Origin of the sequence: Porphyromonas somerae, assembly GCF_022845615.1 — a bacterium.
In the GTDB taxonomy this organism is placed as follows: Bacteria; Bacteroidota; Bacteroidia; order Bacteroidales; family Porphyromonadaceae; genus Porphyromonas_A; species Porphyromonas_A somerae.
The window spans coordinates 1,449,438-1,472,131 of sequence record NZ_AP025559.1 but is presented as its reverse complement, the minus strand read 5'-3'; the positions used below and the strand labels follow the sequence as shown (position 1 = coordinate 1,472,131).

At 44.6% G+C, this 22,694-nt stretch carries 18 protein-coding genes and 2 pseudogenes; 11 read left to right on the top strand and 9 right to left on the bottom strand.

All coding sequences use genetic code 11. The annotated features are described in order from the left end of the window. Nucleotides 1-2 precede the first annotated feature (2 nt). The 5 genes from MWL85_RS06415 to MWL85_RS06395 all read right to left on the bottom strand — a co-directional run bounded on the left by MWL85_RS06415 (nucleotide 3) and on the right by MWL85_RS06395 (nucleotide 7,047). The gene (locus MWL85_RS06415; protein ID WP_244400110.1) at nucleotides 3-524 is read right to left on the bottom strand and encodes a gamma carbonic anhydrase family protein; all 522 of its coding nucleotides are present in this window, start codon (nucleotides 522-524) and stop codon (nucleotides 3-5) included. Between the two features lie 61 nt (nucleotides 525-585). Beyond that, nucleotides 586-2,379 carry an aminopeptidase P family protein gene (locus tag MWL85_RS06410; RefSeq protein WP_244400109.1) on the bottom strand — a complete coding sequence of 598 codons (1,794 nt, stop codon included), beginning with the start codon at nucleotides 2,377-2,379 and terminating at the stop codon, nucleotides 586-588. 33 nt (nucleotides 2,380-2,412) lie between these two features. Next, nucleotides 2,413-3,951 carry a DUF4301 family protein gene (locus MWL85_RS06405; protein ID WP_244400108.1) on the bottom strand — a complete coding sequence of 513 codons (1,539 nt, stop codon included), beginning with the start codon at nucleotides 3,949-3,951 and terminating at the stop codon, nucleotides 2,413-2,415. Nucleotides 3,952-4,116: 165 nt separating this feature from the next. Next, nucleotides 4,117-5,163 carry a 2-oxoacid:ferredoxin oxidoreductase subunit beta gene (locus tag MWL85_RS06400; protein WP_244400107.1) on the bottom strand — a complete coding sequence of 349 codons (1,047 nt, stop codon included), beginning with the start codon at nucleotides 5,161-5,163 and terminating at the stop codon, nucleotides 4,117-4,119. Between the two features lie 3 nt (nucleotides 5,164-5,166). Then, a complete protein-coding gene (locus MWL85_RS06395; RefSeq protein ID WP_244400106.1) occupies nucleotides 5,167-7,047 on the bottom strand; it encodes a 2-oxoacid:acceptor oxidoreductase subunit alpha in 1,881 nt (626 codons plus the stop codon). Nucleotides 7,048-7,842: 795 nt separating this feature from the next. On the opposite strand from MWL85_RS06395, the gene MWL85_RS06390 reads away from it, so the two are divergent. The 5 genes from MWL85_RS06390 (at nucleotide 7,843) to yidC (ending at nucleotide 12,882) form a co-directional block, all read left to right on the top strand. Then, nucleotides 7,843-8,166, top strand: a complete 324-nt coding sequence (locus MWL85_RS06390) for a hypothetical protein (RefSeq protein ID WP_244400105.1) — start codon at nucleotides 7,843-7,845, stop codon at nucleotides 8,164-8,166. Between the two features lie 16 nt (nucleotides 8,167-8,182). After that, a complete protein-coding gene (locus MWL85_RS06385; RefSeq protein ID WP_244400104.1) occupies nucleotides 8,183-8,503 on the top strand; it encodes a hypothetical protein in 321 nt (106 codons plus the stop codon). Between the two features lie 169 nt (nucleotides 8,504-8,672). Continuing rightward, a complete protein-coding gene (locus tag MWL85_RS06380) occupies nucleotides 8,673-9,146 on the top strand; it encodes a hypothetical protein (RefSeq protein WP_244400103.1) in 474 nt (157 codons plus the stop codon). Nucleotides 9,147-9,375: 229 nt separating this feature from the next. Continuing rightward, nucleotides 9,376-11,001 carry a CTP synthase gene (locus MWL85_RS06375; RefSeq protein ID WP_244400102.1) on the top strand — a complete coding sequence of 542 codons (1,626 nt, stop codon included), beginning with the start codon at nucleotides 9,376-9,378 and terminating at the stop codon, nucleotides 10,999-11,001. 9 nt (nucleotides 11,002-11,010) lie between these two features. Continuing rightward, complete coding sequence (gene yidC, locus MWL85_RS06370) at nucleotides 11,011-12,882, top strand: membrane protein insertase YidC (protein WP_244400101.1); 1,872 nt, start codon at nucleotides 11,011-11,013, stop codon at nucleotides 12,880-12,882. A 73-nt stretch (nucleotides 12,883-12,955) separates the two neighbouring features. Here the strand turns inward: yidC and mutL are convergent, their stop codons facing one another. Both mutL and MWL85_RS06360 read right to left on the bottom strand, forming a co-directional pair. After that, nucleotides 12,956-14,815 carry a DNA mismatch repair endonuclease MutL gene (gene mutL / locus MWL85_RS06365; protein ID WP_244400100.1) on the bottom strand — a complete coding sequence of 620 codons (1,860 nt, stop codon included), beginning with the start codon at nucleotides 14,813-14,815 and terminating at the stop codon, nucleotides 12,956-12,958. Continuing rightward, the gene (locus MWL85_RS06360) at nucleotides 14,808-15,191 is read right to left on the bottom strand and encodes a hypothetical protein (RefSeq protein WP_018027556.1); all 384 of its coding nucleotides are present in this window, start codon (nucleotides 15,189-15,191) and stop codon (nucleotides 14,808-14,810) included. The genes mutL and MWL85_RS06360 overlap by 8 nt, the downstream gene beginning before the upstream one ends. A gap of 162 nt (nucleotides 15,192-15,353) precedes the next feature. Between MWL85_RS06360 and MWL85_RS06355 the strand changes: the two genes are divergently transcribed. The 4 genes and pseudogenes from MWL85_RS06355 to MWL85_RS11635 form a co-directional block, all read left to right on the top strand. After that, a complete protein-coding gene (locus MWL85_RS06355) occupies nucleotides 15,354-15,575 on the top strand; it encodes a DUF2795 domain-containing protein (protein ID WP_018027555.1) in 222 nt (73 codons plus the stop codon). Nucleotides 15,576-15,862: 287 nt separating this feature from the next. Further along, nucleotides 15,863-16,493, top strand: a pseudogene (locus MWL85_RS06350) (IS30 family transposase); the annotation flags it as partial. Between the two features lie 126 nt (nucleotides 16,494-16,619). Beyond that, nucleotides 16,620-17,888, top strand: coding sequence for an IS4 family transposase (locus MWL85_RS06345; protein ID WP_244400098.1), 1,269 nt, complete (start codon nucleotides 16,620-16,622; stop codon nucleotides 17,886-17,888). Between the two features lie 94 nt (nucleotides 17,889-17,982). Further along, nucleotides 17,983-18,307, top strand: a pseudogene (locus MWL85_RS11635) (IS30 family transposase); the annotation flags it as partial. A gap of 38 nt (nucleotides 18,308-18,345) precedes the next feature. Here the strand turns inward: MWL85_RS11635 and MWL85_RS06340 are convergent. Together MWL85_RS06340 and MWL85_RS06335 are read right to left on the bottom strand one after the other, a co-directional pair. After that, entirely contained in the window at nucleotides 18,346-18,855 is a 510-nt protein-coding gene (locus MWL85_RS06340) for a type I restriction endonuclease (RefSeq protein ID WP_244400097.1), read from the bottom strand. A 5-nt stretch (nucleotides 18,856-18,860) separates the two neighbouring features. Further along, complete coding sequence (locus tag MWL85_RS06335) at nucleotides 18,861-19,064, bottom strand: helix-turn-helix domain-containing protein (protein ID WP_244400096.1); 204 nt, start codon at nucleotides 19,062-19,064, stop codon at nucleotides 18,861-18,863. A 96-nt stretch (nucleotides 19,065-19,160) separates the two neighbouring features. Here MWL85_RS06335 and MWL85_RS06330 point away from each other — a divergent pair, with 96 nt between their 5' ends. Both MWL85_RS06330 and MWL85_RS06325 read left to right on the top strand, forming a co-directional pair. After that, nucleotides 19,161-21,230, top strand: a complete 2,070-nt coding sequence (locus tag MWL85_RS06330) for a hypothetical protein (RefSeq protein ID WP_244400095.1) — start codon at nucleotides 19,161-19,163, stop codon at nucleotides 21,228-21,230. A gap of 427 nt (nucleotides 21,231-21,657) precedes the next feature. After that, entirely contained in the window at nucleotides 21,658-22,326 is a 669-nt protein-coding gene (locus MWL85_RS06325; protein WP_021903826.1) for a carbohydrate-binding family 9-like protein, read from the top strand. Nucleotides 22,327-22,694: the final 368 nt, after the last annotated feature.

Here is a 22,694-nt window from a genome sequence, read left to right as displayed (position 1 = left end):
TGTTACTCCTGTGGAGGGTACCAGGAGGCGTACATTTGGTAGTTATCGGAGATGCGCTTATTGATGGTTTGCTGTTGCTCAGGGTCTAGCATCTTCACAAACTTAGCAGGGACGCCGGCGTAAAGTGCACCCGGCTCTATTACCGTATTGGAGAGGACTACCGCTCCACCAGCTACAATCGCTCCTCTCCCTACCACGGCATGATCCATCACAATTGCCCCCATTCCCACTAGGGCTCCCTCTTCGATCTTAGCACCGTGAATGATAGCGTTGTGTCCGACTGAGACGTTATCCTCTAGTATTGAGACCGACTTTTGATATAGGGTGTGTATGACAGCTCCATCCTGTACATTCACGTTTTTGCCTATGCGAATGCTATTGACATCGCCACGCACCACAGCACCAAACCATATACTGCTCCCTTCGCCTATCTCTACATCTCCCACCACGGTAGCATTAGTAGCGAGAAAAACATTATGAGCGATCTTGGGTGTAAAACCCCTCACCTCTTGAATTATTGCCATATAAAAATGAAAAAAAGTAGGAGGTACTCTAGGAAGTACCTCCTACTATTAGTCTAAAAAATTACCTACTCAAGGGTGCTGTTTTGGCTTTGAGCCAAGCAGCCTCTTCGCTATTAAGAAGTGGTGATACCTCTCGGTATACTCGCTCTTGATAGTTATTGTACCACTCCAGCTCCTTATCGGTAAGCTGTGGAAGGTCTACCAAGCTATTATCTAGATAGCAGAGGGTGAGTGTCTCGAAGCAGAAGAACTTGCCAAAGTCTCCCTCAGAATATGGCTTGGTATAGATGAGGTTCTCAATACGAATACCATACTTACCCGTGATGTAGATACCTGGCTCATTGGATGTAACCATACCTGGCTGAAGCACAGTAGGATTCTCGTCCATTCGGATGTTTTGTGGTCCCTCGTGAACATTGAGGAAGTAGCCCACACCGTGCCCAGTGCCGTGTCCATAGTTCTGACTATTATCCCAAAGGGCTTTGCGCGCAAGGATATCCAACTGCGAGCCTCGCGTCCCCTCAGGGAAGATAGCTGTTGCCAACTGAATATGTCCCTTCAGTACACGCGTATAGTCGGCCTTTTCTTCTGCTGTAGGCTTGCCATCCAGCGAAATGGTACGGGTAATATCTGTGGTACCGTCGTAATATTGACCACCAGAGTCCAGCAAGAACATCCCATTGTGCTGCAGCTTGTGCGAACTCTCGGGGGTAGCACTATAGTGGACAATAGCTCCGTGGTCGCGATAACCAGCGATAGGGGCAAAGCTATCATTGACATACTGCTCATCCATCGCACGGAACTTTGCTAATTGGACACCCACCTCATACTCTGTAGGTGTTTCGCCACTCTCTAGTGTCTTTTCAAGCCAAATGAAGAAGCGGGTGAGGGCAGCACCATCACGCTTCATTACATTCACATAGCCTTGGTGCTCTGTTTCATTCTTCACCGCCTTAAGTAGCGTGATAGGGCTCAATTGCTCAATCATAGTTACGCCCTCAGGGATCGCTCTGTAGAAAGCGTAGTTGTTTCGAGCTGGGTCAAAAGAGAGCACCGTCTTCTTAGGAAGCGCTGCCACATCGGCATAAACTGCTTCGTATGGTTTGATGTTCACGCCATTCTCCTTAAGATGCTGGCGTACCTCGTCTGGCAACTTTTCGGGGAAAGCATATAGCGTCACTTGGTCCTTAGTCAGTAGACCATATCCGATGCCTACAGGGTTGAAGGCTACATCATTACTTCGGATATTAAATAGCCAAGCCAGCTCACACAGCATATTGATGATGATAGCATTGGCCCCCTTTGCCTCTAGTGCAGCACGAACATTAGCGACCTTCTCCTTCGTGGTGAGGCCCGCATACTTCGTAGGCATGATAAAGAAAGGATTGCGTGGAATCTCAGGGGCATCTGTGTAGACCTCCGAGATCAGATCCTTCTCCGTCACCATCTCAATACCAGCGATATCCAGCACCTTCTTGTAGCGAAGTGCCTCCGCCGTACTCATCGACTTCTCAAAGAATCCTACTCGCTTCACCCCCTTCTTCGTGCGAAGGTAGTCGGCGATAGAGGGCGTCTCTGGAAGTCCCTCCTTGCGTAGGTCAATGGTTGTCCCCTCCAATTGCTGAGTTGCCTGAAGGAAGTAGCGTGAGTCGGTCCAAAGACCAGCCTCATCCATTGCTACCACGGCGGTACCTGCCGAGCCATTAAATCCTGTAATCCACTCCCTATGCTTCCAGCAAGTAGGTGTATATTCACTCAGATGGTGGTCTGAGCTAGGTACAATGTATGCATCTATCTGCTCCCTTTTCATCGCACCTCTCAGTGCTTGTAGTCGCTCCTTGATATTTTCTTTCATATTGCTTAATATCTATTGATTATTATCTCTTTCTTATGATAGTTGGTGGCTTGGGCGGAGTAGGTCATTCACCTTCTTCACTGGGTTGAAAGTGGTTCCAGGTACCGCCACAAACGCCGTGAGCCAATTGCTCATCGCCCCATTCCACAAGCCGGGAAGCTCAAGAGCCTTTAGCTCTTGCCCTTCTTGGCTCTTGTGGCTGATAAATCCAGTCTCCTCATCTACAAACGAAAGGAGGTCAAACTTATTGCCACGATAATCCTTCACGCAAAGCACTAGATCCACAGGATTGAAGTAAGTACTTGTCTCAAATAGCTCTTTATCCACAGGGTCATTCATATTGATCTGAGTGCTTTCCAAGATCTGCAGACCCGTAGTGCCATTTTCATTCTTCACAATGTAAGGGCCGCCTCCTGGCTCGCCCGTATTACGTACCATGCCACAAACGCGGATAGGTCGATTGAGAATCCGCCTTAGGAAGTTGGTCTGCTCCTCCAAAGATAGCTCATCAAGTGCCGAGGTCTCGATGCAGAAGTTCTCCTCCACAAAGGTTTTGATCTCGCTGATAAGGTTATTACTCACCTTCTTATCCTCCCCTAATTGCGCCATATACTTGTAGACCTTATTGCGGAGCTGTACTAGATAGCCTCCAATTGCCTTTTTGTAGATCAGCGTGTCACACCAGTAGGGCTGAGGGATTACATTATCAATATTCTTAATAAAGATAATGTCCGAATCGATTTCGTTAAGGTTATGGATCAGAGCCCCATGCCCTCCTGGACGGAAGAGCAAAGCCCCCTCCTTAGTCCTCATCGGCTGGTTATCCATATCCACAGCAATGGTATCCGTATTACTTCTCTGAATAGAATAGGTCACCTCCAGTACAGAGGAGTAGCGCTCCTCTATCTCACCCCTTTTTCGCTTGAGGAGCGTCTGGAAAGGCTCAATATGCTCAGGGCTTAGGGTGAAGTGTATCTTTACCGTACCATCGGCATTGCGTGCGTACTTAGCACTCTCTCCCAGCTGCTCCTCCATAGCTGTGCGGCTTCCCTCGGGGTAGCGATGAAATTGAAGCAACGCCTTAGGTAAATGCCCGTAGTTAAGCCCCTTTTCCGTCAAAAGGTATTCAATCACCGTATGCTCTTTGCCCGATTGGATCAGCTTCAGACATCCCTTGCCACCCTCACCCAGCATACAAGCACGATTGAGACTATCAAAAAAGGCAAAGTCGGTGATGTGGTCTAGCACCTCACGGGTATCATCGTTCATCTCCTCCGTGTGAAGATAGGCAAAGAGCGCCTTAAACATTCGCGAGGCAGCACCACTAGCCGGCACAAATCGGCTCACTACCGAGGTGGGGGAGGATAGCGTCCGCTCCCACTCCTTGAGTGCTGAATCTAGTGCATCGCCCTCTAGTGTCACGATGCCCTCCTCCTCCGAGGCCGCTTTTACCAAATGTAGGTAGGGAAATCCTTGGGCAAATCGCCGTAGCTGCCCTTCAAGTTGAGTCTGTGAGATGCCCTTCTCCTGCAATTGCTTTAGGTCCTTGTCCGATAAGTGTAGGTCTGCCATAGTCTCTGTCGATTGCTTAATAAATGAATACCTTCCCCCTCTCCTCCTGCACACAAATGTACTCATTTTTCACGAGACTTCCCGAAAAATAGAGCACTAAAAAGGGAGGTGACCATTACTGGCGCCTCCCTTTTGTGAAAAGAGCTATTTTACTTGTGAAAAGGGTTACTTCACCTCCCAGCTCGAAAGGCTATTAAGGTAACTTTGGAGCGTTAGCTCGGGCTTCTTCTCCTGCTCCCCAATGATCTGGCGAGTCACCTCACGGTCATATGTGGGTGCCTCCACATTGCGGATGACACCTAGTGCTAGTGGCATTCCAGGTGTCGTGTGCATCATCGCTAACATCGAGTGGAGTACGGGGCTCTCTGTGGTGGCATCGTGCACCAGGATATCCTTCTCCGTCACCCCATTTTCACCAATCGTCACACTCTTCAGTTGCAGACCGTCCAGCACTAGCCCCTTATTCTTTTCCTTGCCATAGATCATAGGCTCTCCATGGCGGAGCGTAATCGTCACATCGGCACGAATAGTACGGTCGGTGTACATTAAATGGGTGCCATTATTGAAAATCATACAGTTCACCAAGCTCTCCACCACACTAGTGCCTCGGTGCTTAGCCGCCTCTATCATGATCTCCTCTGAAAGACCCATGTCCACATCAATGGTACGGGCAAAGAAGGTCCCTCTTGCTCCAAAGACCAATTCTCCAGGGATAAAAGGATCCTCCACAGTGCCAAAAGGCGACGACTTCGAGACAAAGCCACGGTCGCTAGTAGGCGAATACTGCCCCTTGGTGAGCCCATAAATCTTATTATTAAAGAGCACCATATTGATATCCACATTACGCCGAATCATATGGATAAAGTGGTTGCCCCCAATCGCCATGCTATCGCCATCCCCCGAGGTAAGCCATACGCAAAGGTCGGGATTCGCCACCTTCACTCCAGTAGCCACGGCAGCTCCACGTCCGTGGATGGTATGCATTCCATAAGTCCCCATATAGTAGGGTAGGCGAGAAGAGCAACCGATACCACTCACCACCACCGTATTGTGTGGGGCAATGCCTATCTTCGCCATCGCCTTGTGTAGCGAATTCAATACAGCGTGGTCACCGCACCCTGGGCACCACTTCACTTGTCCACCACTGTGGAAGTCCTTTCCCGTATATGTGAGTCCTGAGGGCTGTGGCCCTATTACTTGATTTAGTTTCATATTTTATAGCCCTCCTTGCTTTACATTTTCACCATCCAGTATATGCAGTAGATAGTCTGCGATCTCTCGTACCTTGAGCGGCTGACCCTCCACCTTATTAAACCTATAGAGGTCTAGCCCACCTATCTGACCACTGAGGTAAGCGGCAAACTGACCCAAGTTTTGCTCCACTACCACCACCTTTTCAAAGCGCTTTATCAGCTCAGCAGTGTTGCTAGGTAGTGGGTTGATGTACTTGAAGTGCGTCATCGCAATCTTCCGTCCAGCAGCACGAATCTCCTCTACTGCCGAAAGAATATGCCCATAGGTGCTTCCCCAGCCTACCACTAGTAGCTCAGCATCCTCATCACCTATGACCTCCTGCTGAGGAAGGCGATGGGCAATGCGTGCAATCTTTTCCTTACGGTACCCTACCATACGTGCGTGGTTGCGTGGGTCGGTGCTAATCACACCCGTCTCACTATCCTTCTCCAGGCCTCCTACGCGGTGGGTAAAGCCCTCCACACCAGGGATCGCCCAATAGCGGACATAGCTCTCAGGATCACGGAAATAAGGTTTCCAAGGTTGTTCCCCCTGGTAGTTGCTCTCTACGTATGGAGGTTTGATCTCAGGATAAGTGCTCAGATCGGGAATCCGCCAAGCCGAAGCACCATTACCTAGGTAGGCATCGGTGAGGAGGATCACAGGTGTCATATGCTCAAGGGCTATCTGAGCCGCTTCAAAGGCGGTATCAAAGCAGTCGGTTGGCGTGGTCGCTGCCATTACCACCAGCGGACTCTCACCATTACGTCCATAGAGAGCCTGCATCAAGTCAGTCTGCTCACTCTTGGTAGGCAAACCAGTAGAAGGGCCACCTCGCATCACATCTATCAGTAGCAATGGTAGCTCCGTAATCACCGCATACCCTAGTGCCTCACTCTTGAGGGCTAGTCCAGGTCCCGAGGTACTAGTCACCCCAAGGGCACCGGCATACGAAGCCCCGATAGCAGTAGTGATGCCAGCAATCTCATCCTCCGCCTGCACCGTCTTCACACCGAGTGCTTTGAACTTTGCCAAGGTGTGCAGAATGTCTGTTGCTGGAGTAATGGGGTAGCTCCCGAGGAATAGCTGTCGGCCCGACTTTTCAGCAGCCGCCACCAAACCGAGGGCAGTCGCCTCATTTCCCGTAATCTCTGTATAGTGCCCAGGTCGTTGATCTCGCCCCTCGATATGATAAGTGGTGGCCGAAGCATGGGTGTTGTGCCCATAATTGTAGCCATCGGTCAGCACCTTGATATTAGCTTGTAGGATAGTTGGCTTCTTGCCAAACTTCTTCTTCAGCAGTTCCTCTGCCGGAGAGATGTCCTTATTATATAGCCAAAGCACCACGCCCAGTGCTAGCATATTTCGGCATCGATCTACCGACTTCAGATCCATATCAAATTCCTTTAGGCTCTCTCGGGTCATCTCCGTGATTGCCACGGGGATAATGGTATTATTCGTTAGCCCAAGCTCCAAGAATGGATCCTCCGACGTGTACTCCCCCTTCTTCAGCCCACTGGCATCAAAGGCGCTACTATCGTAGATAATCGTCGCATTGTTTTTAATCGCCTTTACATTCACCTTGAGGGCAGAAGGGTTCATCGCTACCAGCACATCGGAATAGTCGCCAGGGGTATAGACCCCCTCGGTGCCAATCCTTACCTGAAAGCTCGAGACCCCAGCCAAGCTCCCGTGGGGTGCCCTGATCTCCGCAGGGTAATTGGGGAAAGTAGAGATCTGATTTCCCAGAATTGCTGCAACATCCGAGAAGATAGAGCCCGATAGCTGCATCCCATCCCCCGAGTCTCCAGCAAAGCGAATCACCACATCGTTGATGGTGCTCACATTGGTTGTTTTGCTCATAGTAGAGTTGTCTTAATGATGTTAGTTACTTCACACAAAAGTCTCTAGTTGCTATTTGAGATTTAAATATAATGTGTTTTGTAAAGGCAAATCTACATTATTTATTTGATATGATGCAATAATGAACCTCATTTTCGGTAAATATACCATCACAGCGTCAAAACTACGAGGCAGAATCAGCTATCACCAACCCTCTGTAAGAGCCCCATTATGTGGGTAAAAGAAAGGGGTAAATAGACCCGCTACTGCAAGCCATTTGCCGAGATGCAACTAAGCAATTGCCGAGATGCAACTAAGCATTTGCTGAGATGCAACTAACCGATTGCTTTGTTGCATCTCGGCAGACGATAATATAGAGTGTTGGATATCAGTTGGTTATAAAAGTTCGGAAAATGGCCCATATCTAGTGGAGATTTTTAATGATGCAACCAATAAACAAGCTCTAAATTATGTGCAGAATATTAATCCAAGGCCCTAAAAAAACACCAGTGTAAAAAACAATAACTATATAACTGGAAAAATATAAGTAAATTGCACTAGTAATTTGAATCTATGGTTCCTTTTGAATTATCGGAAAAAGAATAGCAAATGAAAAGTAGTTATATGAGTATGGTGCTCGTCTTATTGACGGCTTTGTTGTGTTTGAGTTGCAGTCCTCAATTATGTTTACAAAAGAGGACTAGTAGATTGGTTGATAAACTTCTTTTGAGTAACGATTCTGTCTATGTCTATTCGGTAGCATTTAATAATTACAACTTGCTCTGGTTTCATCATGGGAATTCAATACAAGCATATATGATTAAGCCCTATCATGCCAAAAAGTATCCATCAATACCAGCTGAAAAGTTTACTCTCCACTCTGATAGTGTAGATTATTTCGATAGATCACTTGATAAAGATGTTGAGTGTTTTTGGCATATGCTTGATGGGGAAGGTATAAAATTATACCTTAAAGAAGGAGTTGTCTTGTATAGCAGTGTGGATACACAATGTCTGTTCAATAAAAAGTATATAAGAGGAAGCTTTCCCTATCAGCTTCAATATGATCTCTTTAAGCTAGGGCGAGCCCCAAAGGGATATAACTTTGAGGAAGTGTACTTAAATAGAGAGTTTGCTTGATGCTGAAATAAGATATATGGAAAAGCAAAATAAAGCCTCCAATAGGCTCCCTTCAATTCTTTCTTTTGTTGTCACTTTTCTCTTAATGATTCGGGTGTTCAACTTTTGGCTTGGCACAAAAGAGGATTGGCTGATGGCGATGAGAGAGCCCTCCTTTATAGTCATGAGGATTGCGATGACCTTTTTACTCGGTTTGGTGGTATGCTTTTTATTGGAGTTTATCCTATTGCGTTTATCATCTTTATGTGGGTTTAGAAGCTTAAGAGCTGTTAGTGCTGTAACCAAGATTCTAGTTGTACTTACAGAGGCATTGGTCATCGGCCTACTTTCGTTGTAACTGCTGGCTATCAAGGAAAATTATCGTACCTTTGAGTATTCTTATGTCTCCAATATATAGACCTAAATAATTGCGTATGAGGCTATTTATGTTAATATTATCACTTATTGTTTGCTCCAATATTTGGGGGCAATCAGTAAGCTTGCCCATAGTCCCTTTGAATATCAATTTGAAGCATATTAATCAAACAGACTCTTTGGGTAATAAAGATGGGTATTGGTGTGAAGTTTCTGATGATATTGTTACACTATGTCTCTATGCTGGTGGAGTTAAAAACGGCTTTGCTCAAGTATACAGAAAGGTGGGACAAGATAAATATTATCTTGAAGCTTCAGGATATTACCATAATGATAGGCAGGCGAATCAATGGCTATTTTTTTATGCTAATGGTATGGTGGCTACTTCCCAAACCGAGATCTCCAGGAATACTCACTTTTTGGGAGAGGCAAGAGCTGCTGGATTTTATGATCCAGAGGCTACATGGCAGTGCTATATTCTGAATTATGATACCGATGGCCAACCGACTTCCGAAGGATGGTGGATATATGGAGATGATGTAGAAGCTGAAGGAGAGGAGGTGGGCTTGTGGAAATACTACACGCCTCAAGGGGTTAAAATTGTAGATAAGTCTTTGGCGTTTTGAAATGACCGATGTTGGCACAACATTGTCTTAGTGGGTGTAAGAGCCTTTTCACCAACTCCATCACTCCGTGTGGGGGTGCACTACCCCTGCATCGTGTTGTGTTATCTTTCAGAGGTTCGCTATTTTTTCATTACCTTTGCACCTGATGGAGTAGGGGGCATCAGCTCCTCCTGCTTCCCTTTTTTTGTTTTTACCAAAAGTAATAGAGAGATAGGAGGTCTCTAGTGAGATGATGAAGCGTGATGCGAGGTATATATTTGTGACAGGTGGTGTGGTCTCTTCGCTTGGGAAGGGTATTGTGGCGGCTTCGCTTGGGAAGCTCTTGCAGAGCCGTGGTTATAGTGTAACGATCCAGAAGTTCGACCCCTATATCAATGTGGACCCTGGCACGCTCAACCCCTACGAGCATGGTGAGTGCTATGTGGCTGAGGATGGTCATGAGGCTGACCTTGACCTCGGGCATTACGAGCGCTTCCTAGATATTCGTACTTCTCGAGACAATAATGTCACTTCAGGTAGAATCTATCAGAATGTGATACAGCGGGAGCGTCGGGGTGACTTTCTAGGGAAGACGGTGCAGGTGGTCCCTCATATCACCGATGAGATTAAGCGTAATGTGAAGCGACTGGGCCTGACCGGGAAGTATGACTTTGTGATCACTGAGATAGGTGGTACGGTGGGAGATATCGAGAGCTTGCCTTTCCTGGAGAGTGTGCGACAACTGAAGTGGGAGCTGGAGGATAAGTGTATGGTGGTGCACCTCACCTATGTGCCCTATATCAAGGCGGCGGGCGAGGTGAAGACCAAGCCAACTCAGCACTCGGTAAAACAGCTACAGGAGGAGGGTATTCAGCCCGATATGCTGGTGCTTCGGACGGAGATGAAGCTGGATGAGGGCATTCTGAATAAGGTGGCACTCTTCTGCAATGTGCCTAAGCGTGCGGTGGTACAGAGCTACGATGTGCCTTCGATCTACGAAGTGCCTCTGGTGATGCAGGAGCAGGGCGCTGATGAGGTATTGCTTCGGAAGTTTGGCATGGAAGTGGGGCCTAAGCCTGAGATGAAGGAGTGGCGTGCCTTTATTGACCTGATGAATAAAGCGAAGGAGCACATTAATATTGCTCTAGTAGGTAAGTATGTGGAGCTACAGGATGCCTATAAATCAATCGATGAATCGCTTCAGCAATCGGCTATCTACAATGGTCGGAAGCTGAACCTAGTGCATGTGCAGTCGGAAACGCTGACGGAGGAGAATGTGGCGGAGCAGCTATCTAAGGTGGATGGAGTAATCATTGCCCCTGGCTTTGGAGCGAGAGGTACGGAGGGCAAGCTGGTAGCCATCCGCTATTGTAGAGAGCATAATATGCCTACCTTTGGCATCTGCCTAGGAATGCAGATGATGGTGGTAGAGGGGGCTCGAAATGTGCTGGGATTGGAGGATGCCAATTCGGCGGAGATGGAGCCCAATACTGCCCACCCTGTGATTGACCTAATGGATGAGCAGAAGTCGGTGGTGAACCTTGGGGGTACAATGCGTCTGGGGGCGTATGAGTGCCATCTGAAGAAGGGTAGCAAGGTGGCTGAAGCGTATGGCAAGCAGGAGATCAGTGAGCGCCATAGACACCGCTATGAATTCAATAATAAGTATGAGGAGCCATTTGAGCAGGCAGGCTATGTGCTATCGGGTAAGAATAGTGACACTGGGCTGGTAGAAGTGGTGGAGCGTCCCGACCTGGATTGGTTTATCGGGGTGCAATTTCATCCTGAGTACTCTAGTACGCTACTCAATCCGCACCCACTATTTATGTCGTTTATGAGAGCAGCGATTAAGCATGCCGAGAATAGAAGTAAATAAGTTTTATTGATGGATAAAAATACGATTGCAGCGATTGTGCTGATGGGATTGGTCTTGGTGGTTTTCTCCTATTTAGGACGGCCATCACAGGCGGAGATAGAGGCACAGCGTAGATACAATGACTCCATTGCTGCCGTGCATCAGGCAGAGATGGAGGCGGCAGAGGCTCTTATTGCCAAGCCTGTGGAGAGTGATGAGCTAGAGGTGGCTGGGCTTACGGAGGAGGAGAGGGATTCTCTCTTACTCGCCAAGGCGAAGATGAGCTATGGGGAGCTAGCTGCTGCTACTACTGGCGAGGAGCGGACTTTTGTGCTGGAAAATGATAGTGTCGCCTACCATTTTAGCACGAAGGGCGGTTTTTTGGTGGGTAGTGAGCTGAAGACCTACACCGATTATCAGAAGCAGCCTATTCGGTTGATTCGTCCCGATGAGGCGTCGTTTGGTTTTAGTTTTATTACCCGTACCAATCGGGTGGTGAGCACGAAGGATCTCTATTTTGATCCTGAGCAGATGGGGTCGAACCGATTGCGTATGACGCTTCATAGTGAGGGCGGGGCAACGCTGAGCTTTATCTATACCCTGGAGCCTAACTATCTCCTAGATGTGCAGATTGAGAGTAACGGTTTTGACCAAGTGGTGGCTCCGAATGCCCCTTACCTAGATGCGATGATGAAGATGCCTATTTACCAAAATGAAAAGGCAGCGAAGACGGAGCAACGGTACTCTGGTATCTCGTACGAGACCGCATCGGGCAGCGTGGAGAAGCTGAGCACCTCTAAGAGTGTGGAGGAAAATATCAGTGGACGTGCTAAGTGGGTCGCCTTTAGAGATATGTTTTTCTCTACGATCTTCTACAGTCCGAATGGTCTGGAGTCGGTGGAGCTCATTAGCGATGTAAAGGATGCGAAGGGAGGCAGTGGTATCCTAAAGCAGATGGAGGCGAAGTATGTGATCCCAGTAGGAAATGAGGGTATTTCGATGAAGATCTATGTGGGACCTAATGACTACAACCTGCTAAAGGGGCTAGATGAGACGTTGGGTGGTGAGACGCACCTCTCTAAGGTGGTGGAGATGGGTGGATGGTTTAGATTCATCAATATCTGGATTATTCAGCCGGTCTTTAACTTCCTAGAGAAGTTTATCAGTAGCTATGGTCTTATCATCTTATTACTCACTATCTTTATTAAGCTATTGGTGCTTCCCTTTACCTACAAGAGCTACCAATCGCAAGCCAAGATGAGGGTGCTACGTCCGCAGGTGGATGCGATCAATGAGAAGTACCCTGGTGAGGAGAATATGATGAAGCGACAGCAGGAGACGATGGCACTCTACCGAAAGGTGGGGGTGAGCAGTATGGGCGGTTGCTTGCCGATGCTTCTACAGATGCCTATTTTGATGGCGATGTACCAGTACTTCCCTACGAGTATCAACCTGAGGGGGCAGAGCTTCCTTTGGGCAAGTGACCTCTCGACCTACGATGATGTGCTGAGCTGGGGCTTTAATGTGCCTTTGATTGGGGACCACTTGAGCTTATTCTGCTTGATCATGACGGTGGTGCAGATATTCTATATGAATATGACGCAGCGTGCTTCGGGTCAGAGTATGCCAGGAATGAAGTTGATGCCGTGGATTATGGGTATTATGCTCTTTTTCTTCCTCAATGAAAATGCGGCGGCACTTAGTTACTACCTGCTACTATCGATGCTGATTTCGATACTGCAGACGCAGATATTTAAGTGGACCACTAATGATGAGAAGCTACTAGCTGAGCTAGAGGCTAATAAGAAGAAGCCTAAGAAGAAGTCCAAGTGGATGGCTCGCCTAGAGGAGATGCAGAAGCAACAGGAGCAGATGCTCCGTGAGCAACAAAAGAAGAAATGATTGGTCATTAAATAGAGTACGCCTCGGAATCAATTAATACCGATTCCGAGGCGTACTCTATTTATTAGCTGACTTAGAAGCGCTGGTCTAGTTCCTTGTGGGTGAGGATGGAGATGATGGTTTTTCCTTCGGGAGTGACGAGGTGCTCGGGCAGTTCCATAAGTTGTGTGAGTAGCTCTTGAGCCTCTTCGGGAGTAAACTTGGAGGGGCTTTGCTCTACCCTAAAGTGAATGAGCTGTCGGAGTAGTGCCTCGAGGATGTTTTCCTCTTGTCCTTTACTGCCACCGCTACACTCTGTGAGTAACTGTATGAGTAGTAGCTCTTCACTTCCAGCCGAGATGCCATCGGGGATCGCATTGATAGTAAAGGCATTTTGTCCCATATCGGAGATGTCAAAGCCAATGCGTGCGAGAAGCTCTTGATGTTTTTTGAGGAGGTCGGTCTCCTTGGCACTTAGTTCTATCAGTGATGGGAATAGCAGTCGCTGTGACGTAGCTCCGCCGGCTTTGTAGCCTCTCTTGACCTGCTCATAATATATCTTGTAGCGCACCCGTGAGAGGTCGGCAATGGCTAAGCCCATAGGGTGACTAAATAGCGCATACTTGCCATAGATCATTGGTCTAGGCACCTCAATGGAGGTGGTACTCTCCTCGGTAGGTGCCGTGATCAGCGGGTTTTGATGGGGTGCTTGTGACTTGGTGTGCAATCGTTGGGACTCAAACTCTTCATAAAACTTATCCCAATCCGATAGGTCGGGCATCTTGAAGTCGCTTTCTAGGAGCTGTATATTTTGTGCCGTATCGCCTCTGCTATTCATCTTGCTCGACACCTCTACCTCGGGTGAGATGGTAGGGGGCTCGGGGAAGAAGTCGCTATCATTCCGTTGTTTTGCTACAGGAATATCCAGAGGATTATGTGTGTCGAAGTCTAGTGAAGGTACTGCTGCGCCCATCATCAGTACTTCTCGGATGGAGGAGTAGAGGATGGAGGCGATATCTGTCTCTGCCTCAAACTTGATCTCTGTCTTGGTCGGGGAAATATTGACATCAATGGAGGCGGGATCTACCGTGAGGAAAATGAAGTACTCGGGGCTCTCTCCCTCGGGCATTAGGCCTCCATACGCATTGAGCACCATCCGATGGAAGTAGGGGTGCTTCATGTATCGCTCATTGACAAAGAAGTATTGCTGTGCCCCTCTTTTACGCCCCGCAGTATTCTTTGTAACAAAACCACGAATCTGCACGAGTGGCGTCTCCATGTCAATGGTGAGCAAATTATCCTGTAGCCTTTTGCCAAAGATATCAATGATCCGTTGCTTTGGAGAAGTAGGGTCGAGGCGTAAGGTAATCGTTTCATTGTGCCGAAGAGTAAAGGCAATGCGCGGCCTCACTGCTGCGATATTCTGCACCTCATTGATGATGTGTCGGAACTCCGTTTCGTCAGTTTTAAGAAACTTTCGGCGGGCTGGTACATTAAAGAATAGGTGCTTTATGGCAAAGTTGGCACCTACAGAGCAGACTACCGGCTCGCTACTCACCACTTTAGAGCCCTCTAGCTCTATCCGTATCCCTTGCTCAGAGCCTTCGGTGCGAGTTTGTAGTACCACATGCGATACCGCTGCAATTGAGGGAAGAGCTTCACCTCTAAAGCCCATTGTGGTGAGGGCAAAGAGGTCGTCGGCTTTGCGTATTTTGCTCGTGGCATGTCGCTCAAAGGCCATTCGTGCATCTATCGGTGCCATCCCTTTGCCATTATCTATGACTTGGATAAGCGTCCGCCCAGCCTCTTTGATCTCAATTTGTATCTCAGTGGCACCAGCGTCAACCGCATTCTCCACCAGCTCTTTGATGACTGAGGCTGGGCGCTGAATCACCTCGCCAGCAGCGATTTGATTGGCGATATTGTCGGGTAAAAGTTTGATGAGACTATCCATTGATGCCTAGTAAGCTACCTATTTGTTGAAATCCTTGTAAAATGTATCGCATCAATCCTGAGTCGGAATTGCGGAGTAATGACAAGAGTAATACCGCTCCTAAAATCAGGAGTATGATAGGTGTGCGATTGGCCTCGGCAAAGGACTTCTTACGCACCCCCTCCTTGCCGTACTTTTGGAGTACCTCTGACTGCCGGCGAAAGGAGCCTTTGAGTTCCTCTTTAATATCCTCGGCATTCACTTCGTCGGTGAGGCCGAGCTCTCTCCGTATGCGACGACGTCGCTTTTCATCCTCCTCTTTCTTGGGGTCGTAGTAGCGGTAGACGTACCTAAATTTACTTGGCTTCGGTTGTTTGTAAAAGTTCCCTATACCCATATATCTCTATATCCTATTTATGTTTTGGTAATAGACAAAGATAACAATTCCTTGGGAGATTACTTCTTGGCGGTTGTACTATTTGTAATTGTGGAGAAAAGTGTTATCTTTACACTCGCAATTGCAAAATGCTTTAATATTAATGATTTTAGAGTATCAACTATGTATTGGACACTTGAACTAGCCTCTAAGCTCGACGATGCCCCATGGCCGGCGACTAAAGATGAATTGATCGACTACGCACAGCGTACGTGTGCTCCTATGGAGGTGATTGAAAATCTTCAAGAGATAGAGGATGATGAGATGATTTACGATAATATTGAGGAGATTTGGCCTGACTATCCAAGTAAGGAGGATTTCTTTTTCAATGAAGAGGAGTACTGATAGCCTTCAGATAGGTTAAATAATTAAATATCAGCGCGATAAACAATAATAATTTGTTTGTCGCGCTGGTGTTTTAGGGTATTTGATGGTGTGGTTTGTTTGTCTAAATTGCCTAAGTTATAAACCGAAGTGCAATTTTTGAGGTACTAGGGACTACCTTTTTCACGGCTTATTTGGTGGCCGATCGGCCACCAAATAAGCCGTGAAAAAGGGCAAAGAAGGGAGCGTGGATTCATAAAACAAAAATGGGAGGCCGAAACCTCCCATAGTATTAGTATATTTGTTTTATGAATAAAAAGAAAAAGTACAAACATCTAACCCTTGACCAAAGATACACAATTGAGAGCGGTCTAAAAAAGGGTTTGTTGAAAAAAGAGATCGCTGAGCTTGTAGGAGTCTCTCCATCTACCATTACTAGGGAGATTGAGAGGAATGCCAACAAGAGTGGAAGATATACTCAAAAGCATGCCCAAATGCTGGCCAATGAGGATAAGGAAAGGGTTAAGCGTAACAAGAAGATAAGGAAAGGGGTGTGGAAGAAAGTGATTGAAAAGCTAAGAGAGGACTGGTTTCCACAGCAAATTTCAGGTTGGCTAAAAAAGGAGGAAGAGATTAACATATCGCACGAGACGATCTACGCCTACATCCGAAAAGATAAGGCCGAAGGGGGCAAACTTTACACACTGCCGACACCAGTTAAAACGCAGACAGAGGTACGTAGGGGGTGGAAGTAGGACGCTTATTCCAGATAGAGTGAGTATACCCGAAAGACCAAAAGAAGCTGACGGATCAACATTCGGAGACTTTGAAATGGACACGATTATTAGTGCGAAAAGTAGGGCTGTAATACTTACAATCGTAGAGAGATACTCTGGTCAAATCTTTGCCTGTAAAATGAAGAAGGGAAAGGATCCAAAGCTTTGGTGTCCGATAAAAATCTGTATGGGTATGAAATAGGGTTGGTGTTTCCTCACGGATATACCAGCCCTTTTCATTAGCTTTGCTTTACGTACTCATTCACTTTTAAAAGCAATAAGCAAAGCCATGAGCAAAGATCCACGTTTTCTCGGACAGCCAGTTCTTTCACAGGTATTAAATTATCTACCTTCAAGGGATATCCTTAGCGAACTAGCCCAAAAAGAGGGTGCCGATAGGTATGTAAAGAAGTTTACAGCCGTTGAGCACTTGTATACGTTTCTATTTGCAGTTGCGTCACGAGTTTGCACTATCCGAGAGCTGAATACGGCTCTAGCAGCTCACGAGATCAAACTTAAACACCTTGGGATAGAGTCGTCTGTAGCGAGGAGCACTTTTTCAGACGCTAATAGTAGACGTACACCGAAGTTCTTTGAAGAGGTCTATAACTTTGTTCTGAAAAACTACCTTCAGGTTTTGTCGGACAGCCGATTAAGTACTGGCGAGCAAAGTAAGCGAAATAGAGTCTATGCGATGGATTCCACGACGGTGCCATTATTTACCTCTATTTTCCAAGGTACAGCCAAGGAGAATAGGCAGGGACAGCGAAAAGGTGGACTAAAAGTTCATACCGTTATTGACACCGTAGATAGCATTCCCCAATTTGTTTATATCACTGATACTATACGTCACGACTCACAAGAGGCAAGTGCATTGCTCAATCTCCCAAAGGGGTCCACAGCGGTGATAGACAGGGGGTATTATGACTTCGCACTCTTTGAAAAACTCAATCAGAAAGGTATTCACTATATTACACGCATCAAGAAAAACATTAGGTACGAGACACTACAAGATCTCGCGGATACAGACAGAGACCCCAACACCTCTCTAGATTACGAAATAAAGCTTGCAATAGACAGAAAGAACGAATATGAAATCAAAGAAAGAGGACACCATTGTCGACTGCTTGCTTGGTACAACCCTAAGACAAAAAGCTATGACGCTTATCTTACCTCCCTCACGGAGCTAACTGGTGAGGAAATTCACGATACATACGCCAAAAGGTGGAAGATAGAGACGTTATTCAAAAAGCTGAAGCAAAACTTCAATCTCTCTAGCTTCTTAAGTCAAAGTAGAAAAGGCATTAAGATACAGATATGGTGCATTCTCATTGCCTTTCTCCTCCTGGAGACAATTCACCTAAAAGTGGATAAGAAGGTTGCCTTTTCTGTAATGATTACTGATCTAAGCATATTGGTGATGACCTACATAGATTTTATTTCATTTCTAAACGACCCAGATAAAGCCAAAAGCTACCTAAAGAACCAAGAAAAAGCGCCTTCAAAAGCACCTCCAATAAAGCAACCAAGGCTACCATTTGATGACTTACAGTTGTAGGGGGGGCTTACTTTCTCAAAAATAAAGCTACTCACGCATAAATAAAGAGAAGTCTAACAGTCAAGTAGCAAATTTAAGGTTTTATCGGACACCAAAGGATCCAAAGGAAATCTCTAAAACCGTCGTACCGCTGCTCGCTCATTGTAAAGGGAAAATACGATCTATCACAACTGATAACGGTTCTGAGTTCATAAACCACAAGCATATCTCTGAAAAACTCGGGGTTAAAGTTTGCTTCGCAGACCCTTACTCTTCTTGGCAAAAAGGAACTATTGAATACTCAAATAAACTACTTAGACAATACTTGAAAAAGAATGAGGCCTTCAAAGATATTACCAATAAGCAAGTGCTTATTATGTACAGAAAATCAACTCAAGACCAAGAAAAAACACCAGTACAAGACCCCAATGGCTGTCTAGTTGGAAAATAATAAGTAAATTGCACTAGTAATTTGAATCTACGCATTCAGGAATCTCCGGAATTTTTCGTTTCTCATGCGCATATTGATACGCTCCCTTTCTGCCAAAATACCATCATGGTTATTTGGCTTTTTAACCTCAATAAACGCTAATGGAAGTCCGCTTATAAAACATGTTATATCCGGTCTAAAACTATCTCCGCTATCCTGATTCTCACACTCAAATTCAGTGGTTATATGCCATTCGTTACGATCGGCATTTTGGAAGTCTATCAGTTTTATATTACTGTTGGAAGACAGTTTATTATAAAACTCCCTCTCAAGGTCATTATTGTTAAGTATCAATATGATTTCACTCAGCAATTGTTTTGCCTGTAAACTGGACAGCTCTGGGTTCAGACGTTGAACGCTACGCAAAAATACATCCGTCAGAATATTAGTCTTGTTGTCATATTCTGTTATATTGTCCAAATATGTATATCCAAGCCTACATAAATGCAAGGCAGCCGGGACCTGCACTCGTGTATTTTCATTGAATTTGTATTCCATAAGCTTCACCTTTCTTCCTTATCAGTTATTAGGTCTTTTAAATCCACATGTAGGATAATGGCTATTTGCTGAAGAATCTCCAAATTCGGTTGAATCCTATTGCAAGCATATGCATTAACCATACTGAAGCACTTGCCAAGCTGCTTAGCCAACCATGTCTGTGAAATGCCTTTTTCTGCCAATACGGCTTTTATCCTATTTAGTTTCATGTTATGTCTTGATTTAATAATGCAAATATAGGGAATTATATTCGATAAATAGATTTATTTCCTCTATATTTGCACAAGGATATTAAAGAAAGAATTATGAGTATGACTGGAGAGCAACAAAGAAATGTTTTTAGAATGGCAGCCATTATATATGGTCGGTCGAATAATGGAATTTCTCTAAATAAATCATACCAAAGAGTAATAGATGACGCTTTGTATAGTTGTGGAAGATTATCTATTCCCATAACAGAGTTAATCGTTTATATTAATAAGGAATATGGATTTCTATTTTCTGTTGATGAAATAAATAATGTCGTTATTAAAGGGCGTGATGCAGACCAACGGTATTACTGTTATACAGAAAATAACGATACAATAATATCCCTTACCGGTGAATACAAGAACAAACTTTCCCTTGTGTGCGGTCAGAAAACACTATATGAGTATATAGATGAATATCTGATTTCTTTAGATATAGAAAAAGAGTCTTCTAAGACTCTAATATTGAGATTCCTTTATGAAATGTTTACGAGTAATCTTGAAGGTTACAAACTCATTTTACAAGAGAAGATAGATGCTATAGAAGTAAAAAACAATAATTATACGGACAAGGAAAAGGAGATCATTAATAATTTCCTCGCTTGGCCAGATGAAGGGAAAGATAAAGCTATTTATGATCTAGCAGGATATTCTTTAGAATACTGCATGATGACAAACCAAAAGAACACCTCCCTTAACATCCAAAATTTAAAAGGAAAATCATTCTATATTGATACAAATGTTATTTATCGGGCGTTAGGTTTAAATAGTGATAACCTTAAAGTAAGGACGCATCTGTTCTTGTCTAAATTTAAGGAAGTTGGTGAATCTTTAGTAATTAGTCAAAGTACTTATTTGGAGTTTATAGATACAATAGACTACTATATTGGAAAAATTGATAACTCACTTCGGCCAAGAGTTCAACCTAAAGTTATTTCTGAATTTATTAGCGAGGATAGTGTATTTCACTACTACCATAAATGGTGTATAGGGAGAGCCAATCGTAGTACAAGTTATTTCAAGGATTGGATAATGAGTGAGTTCGACTCACTTTGTAAGAAATATGAGATAATTCACGATAGAAATTATCCATACAATATAGAAGAGAGAAAAAGCAATATAAACAAATATGTGTCCGGAATCATGCAGTCAGACTTGGAGAAACAAGAGGCATCGGCTGAATATGACGCGGAAAATGTATTATGGATTGAAGAAAAACGAAAAGGTTCTGGTGATGATATTTATCAAGTAAAAGCTTTTTTTCTTTCGTCAGATAATAAATTAAGAAGATGGGATTATTTACGCAATACGCATCGTGTGCCAGTTGTTATGTCGCCTAATCAATGGCTAAACATTGTCTTGCATTATATCGAGAGAACGGCAGATGATTATAAAAGTTTTGTTAGTTTTTTAACACTTAATATTCGGACATCAGCCCTACCATTGGATATGTTGTCTGCTATTGTATCCGGAATTGCAGAAGCGACATCTGACATAGAACAACAACAGACTCTTGTCAGAAATTTCATTGAAAGAAATGCCTTTGATGAAATGGAAAGAATGTCTGATAACGATTTAGAGAGTGAAGCAGAAAAATTTGCAAAGACGGAACTTGAAAAACGTATTGAGGAATTAGAGTTAAAACAAAAAGAGCAAGAACAACAACTTGCTCAAACCCATGAGATTATCAAAAATTCTCAACAGACTCTAAGTGAAGTAAAAAGAACAAGCGCCAATGAACTAAGAAAAATTGAGCAGCAAAGAATTTCAGAAAGGCGTGCTAAAGAAACAGTAGAGAAAGACAATGCTCTTTTGCGAAAAATTATTGACACGAACAAATTGAAAAAGTGGAAAACAATAAAAATTGTCATTTGGATAGTTGTCCTATTAATATCAATAGTTCTAGGATTATTGATTTTCATATTTAAAGACAAAAGTTGGAACTTTATGGCCTTACTAGTATCAAAGGTTGACGATCTGGGAAATACATCTGCCAAGCAATACGGAGAGTGGCTCGTTGGATTTCCAATAGTATCTGGTATTTATGCGATAGAAATGATAATAGATGCTAAAGACGTGGACGATTATAACTCATTACGACTTTTTCGGAAATCAAAGAAAACTTGAAATGGCAAAATTAAAATGACAAGCTGTTGTGTGTTTCCATCTTTACAATAAGAATAGTATTTGTTTGTCTAAATTTTCCCCCCCCCATCGCCCTAGCCCGTCCCAGACAGTGTAGTTTGTTTGCGCAAATTACATTGATTACTGCATAATACATTGATAATCAATGTGGATAAATTTCTTTAATGAAGAGGAGTACTGATCTCACCCTCTATTTTAATAATGATACAATACCCTTCTCCAAAAGAGGAAATCTTTGGGGAAGGGTATTCTATGGCTATCCACTGGGTTCTTCAAATGTGATATATTACACGTAACTAGGCGCCTATATCTCGTGGTTAGTTATTTTTTAGAATAAAATAGTGGAGATGTCGGATATTTAAGTATATTTGGAGCAAATCTTAGATAATCAAATAATATTTATATTGCCATGGATTCATTTAAGTATGTCATACCTTTTCTGCCCGTATTGGATGCATTGGATCTTTCATCTCAAGAAATGGTGATGGAGACCAAAGCATTGCGTCTGCCCATTATGACAGCCAATTGGCCTGATGAATATCCTTATAAACCAGTGACAATAGCAGATTTAGCCTATTCTACTAAGGGTATTTACTGTCGCTTTTGGAGCAAAGGGATAGGTCTTAAGGCTAGCTACGCTGAGGATGGCAATAGAGTGCACGAGGATAGCTGTGTAGAGATATTCTTACAGGTGCCGGGCGAGAAGCGGTATTATAACTTTGAATTCAATTGTATCGGTACTTGTGATGCGGCTCATAGAGCTAGTCGGTACGTCAGCTCCTCTCTTTCAAGTGCAGAGTATAGCTCTATCAAGCGAGTAACGAGTGAGCGAATGGGCTTAATATTTGACCGTCCACAGGGGGTGCATACTTTTTGGGTTTCGGTATTTATCCCATTCGAGATTCTGGGATTGGATATTAATAGAGAGCCATTTCCCAATCATCTTTTGGCTAATCTCTACAAGTGTGGCGATAAGACAGCAGCTCCACACTTCGTCTCTTGGATGCCTGTAAAGGCTGATAAACCAGACTTCCATCGCCCAGAGTACTTCTATCCACTCTACTTTGGTGAACGATAATTAAATCCAGATATATATTTCCAGACAAGTTAGGCGAGGCTTATGCTTCGCCTTTTTTGTTGAGACTGTTTCACGAAAGCAACGAAGCTGATCGCCTTAGTGCAAAGTCTCAGCACATTCGACCAAAAGTTCGAGATAGCCCCTTCATACATCATTCCCAATTTGTCTACTCTTTCAGGAATAGAGGAGACATAGTGTCTACCCTTTCAGGAATGCGATAATATACCGACCTCATATTCCGCATAGGGTGCGGAATGCATTCCGTATGCGTGCGGAACGTATTCCGTAGCCCTGCGGAATCCATTCCGCACGCATACGGAATATGAGGTTGATACAAGAGGGGTTTGTTGACGAAACGAAGGACACCA

Bases quoted from the DNA above. Each gene is read 5' to 3' on its own strand.
- MWL85_RS06415 (WP_244400110.1), bottom strand. From the start codon at position 524: ATGGCAATAATTCAAGAGGTGAGGGGTTTTACACCCAAGATCGCTCAT.
- MWL85_RS06410 (WP_244400109.1), bottom strand. From the start codon at position 2,379: ATGAAAGAAAATATCAAGGAGCGACTACAAGCACTGAGAGGTGCGATG.
- MWL85_RS06405 (WP_244400108.1), bottom strand. From the start codon at position 3,951: ATGGCAGACCTACACTTATCGGACAAGGACCTAAAGCAATTGCAGGAG.
- MWL85_RS06400 (WP_244400107.1), bottom strand. From the start codon at position 5,163: ATGAAACTAAATCAAGTAATAGGGCCACAGCCCTCAGGACTCACATAT.
- MWL85_RS06395 (WP_244400106.1), bottom strand. From the start codon at position 7,047: ATGAGCAAAACAACCAATGTGAGCACCATCAACGATGTGGTGATTCGC.
- MWL85_RS06390 (WP_244400105.1), top strand. From the start codon at position 7,843: ATGATTAAGCCCTATCATGCCAAAAAGTATCCATCAATACCAGCTGAA.
- MWL85_RS06385 (WP_244400104.1), top strand. From the start codon at position 8,183: ATGGAAAAGCAAAATAAAGCCTCCAATAGGCTCCCTTCAATTCTTTCT.
- MWL85_RS06375 (WP_244400102.1), top strand. From the start codon at position 9,376: ATGATGAAGCGTGATGCGAGGTATATATTTGTGACAGGTGGTGTGGTC.
- yidC (WP_244400101.1), top strand. From the start codon at position 11,011: ATGGATAAAAATACGATTGCAGCGATTGTGCTGATGGGATTGGTCTTG.
- mutL (WP_244400100.1), bottom strand. From the start codon at position 14,815: ATGGATAGTCTCATCAAACTTTTACCCGACAATATCGCCAATCAAATC.
- MWL85_RS06360 (WP_018027556.1), bottom strand. From the start codon at position 15,191: ATGGGTATAGGGAACTTTTACAAACAACCGAAGCCAAGTAAATTTAGG.
- MWL85_RS06355 (WP_018027555.1), top strand. From the start codon at position 15,354: ATGTATTGGACACTTGAACTAGCCTCTAAGCTCGACGATGCCCCATGG.
- MWL85_RS06345 (WP_244400098.1), top strand. From the start codon at position 16,620: ATGAGCAAAGATCCACGTTTTCTCGGACAGCCAGTTCTTTCACAGGTA.
- MWL85_RS06340 (WP_244400097.1), bottom strand. From the start codon at position 18,855: ATGGAATACAAATTCAATGAAAATACACGAGTGCAGGTCCCGGCTGCC.
- MWL85_RS06335 (WP_244400096.1), bottom strand. From the start codon at position 19,064: ATGAAACTAAATAGGATAAAAGCCGTATTGGCAGAAAAAGGCATTTCA.
- MWL85_RS06330 (WP_244400095.1), top strand. From the start codon at position 19,161: ATGAGTATGACTGGAGAGCAACAAAGAAATGTTTTTAGAATGGCAGCC.
- MWL85_RS06325 (WP_021903826.1), top strand. From the start codon at position 21,658: ATGGATTCATTTAAGTATGTCATACCTTTTCTGCCCGTATTGGATGCA.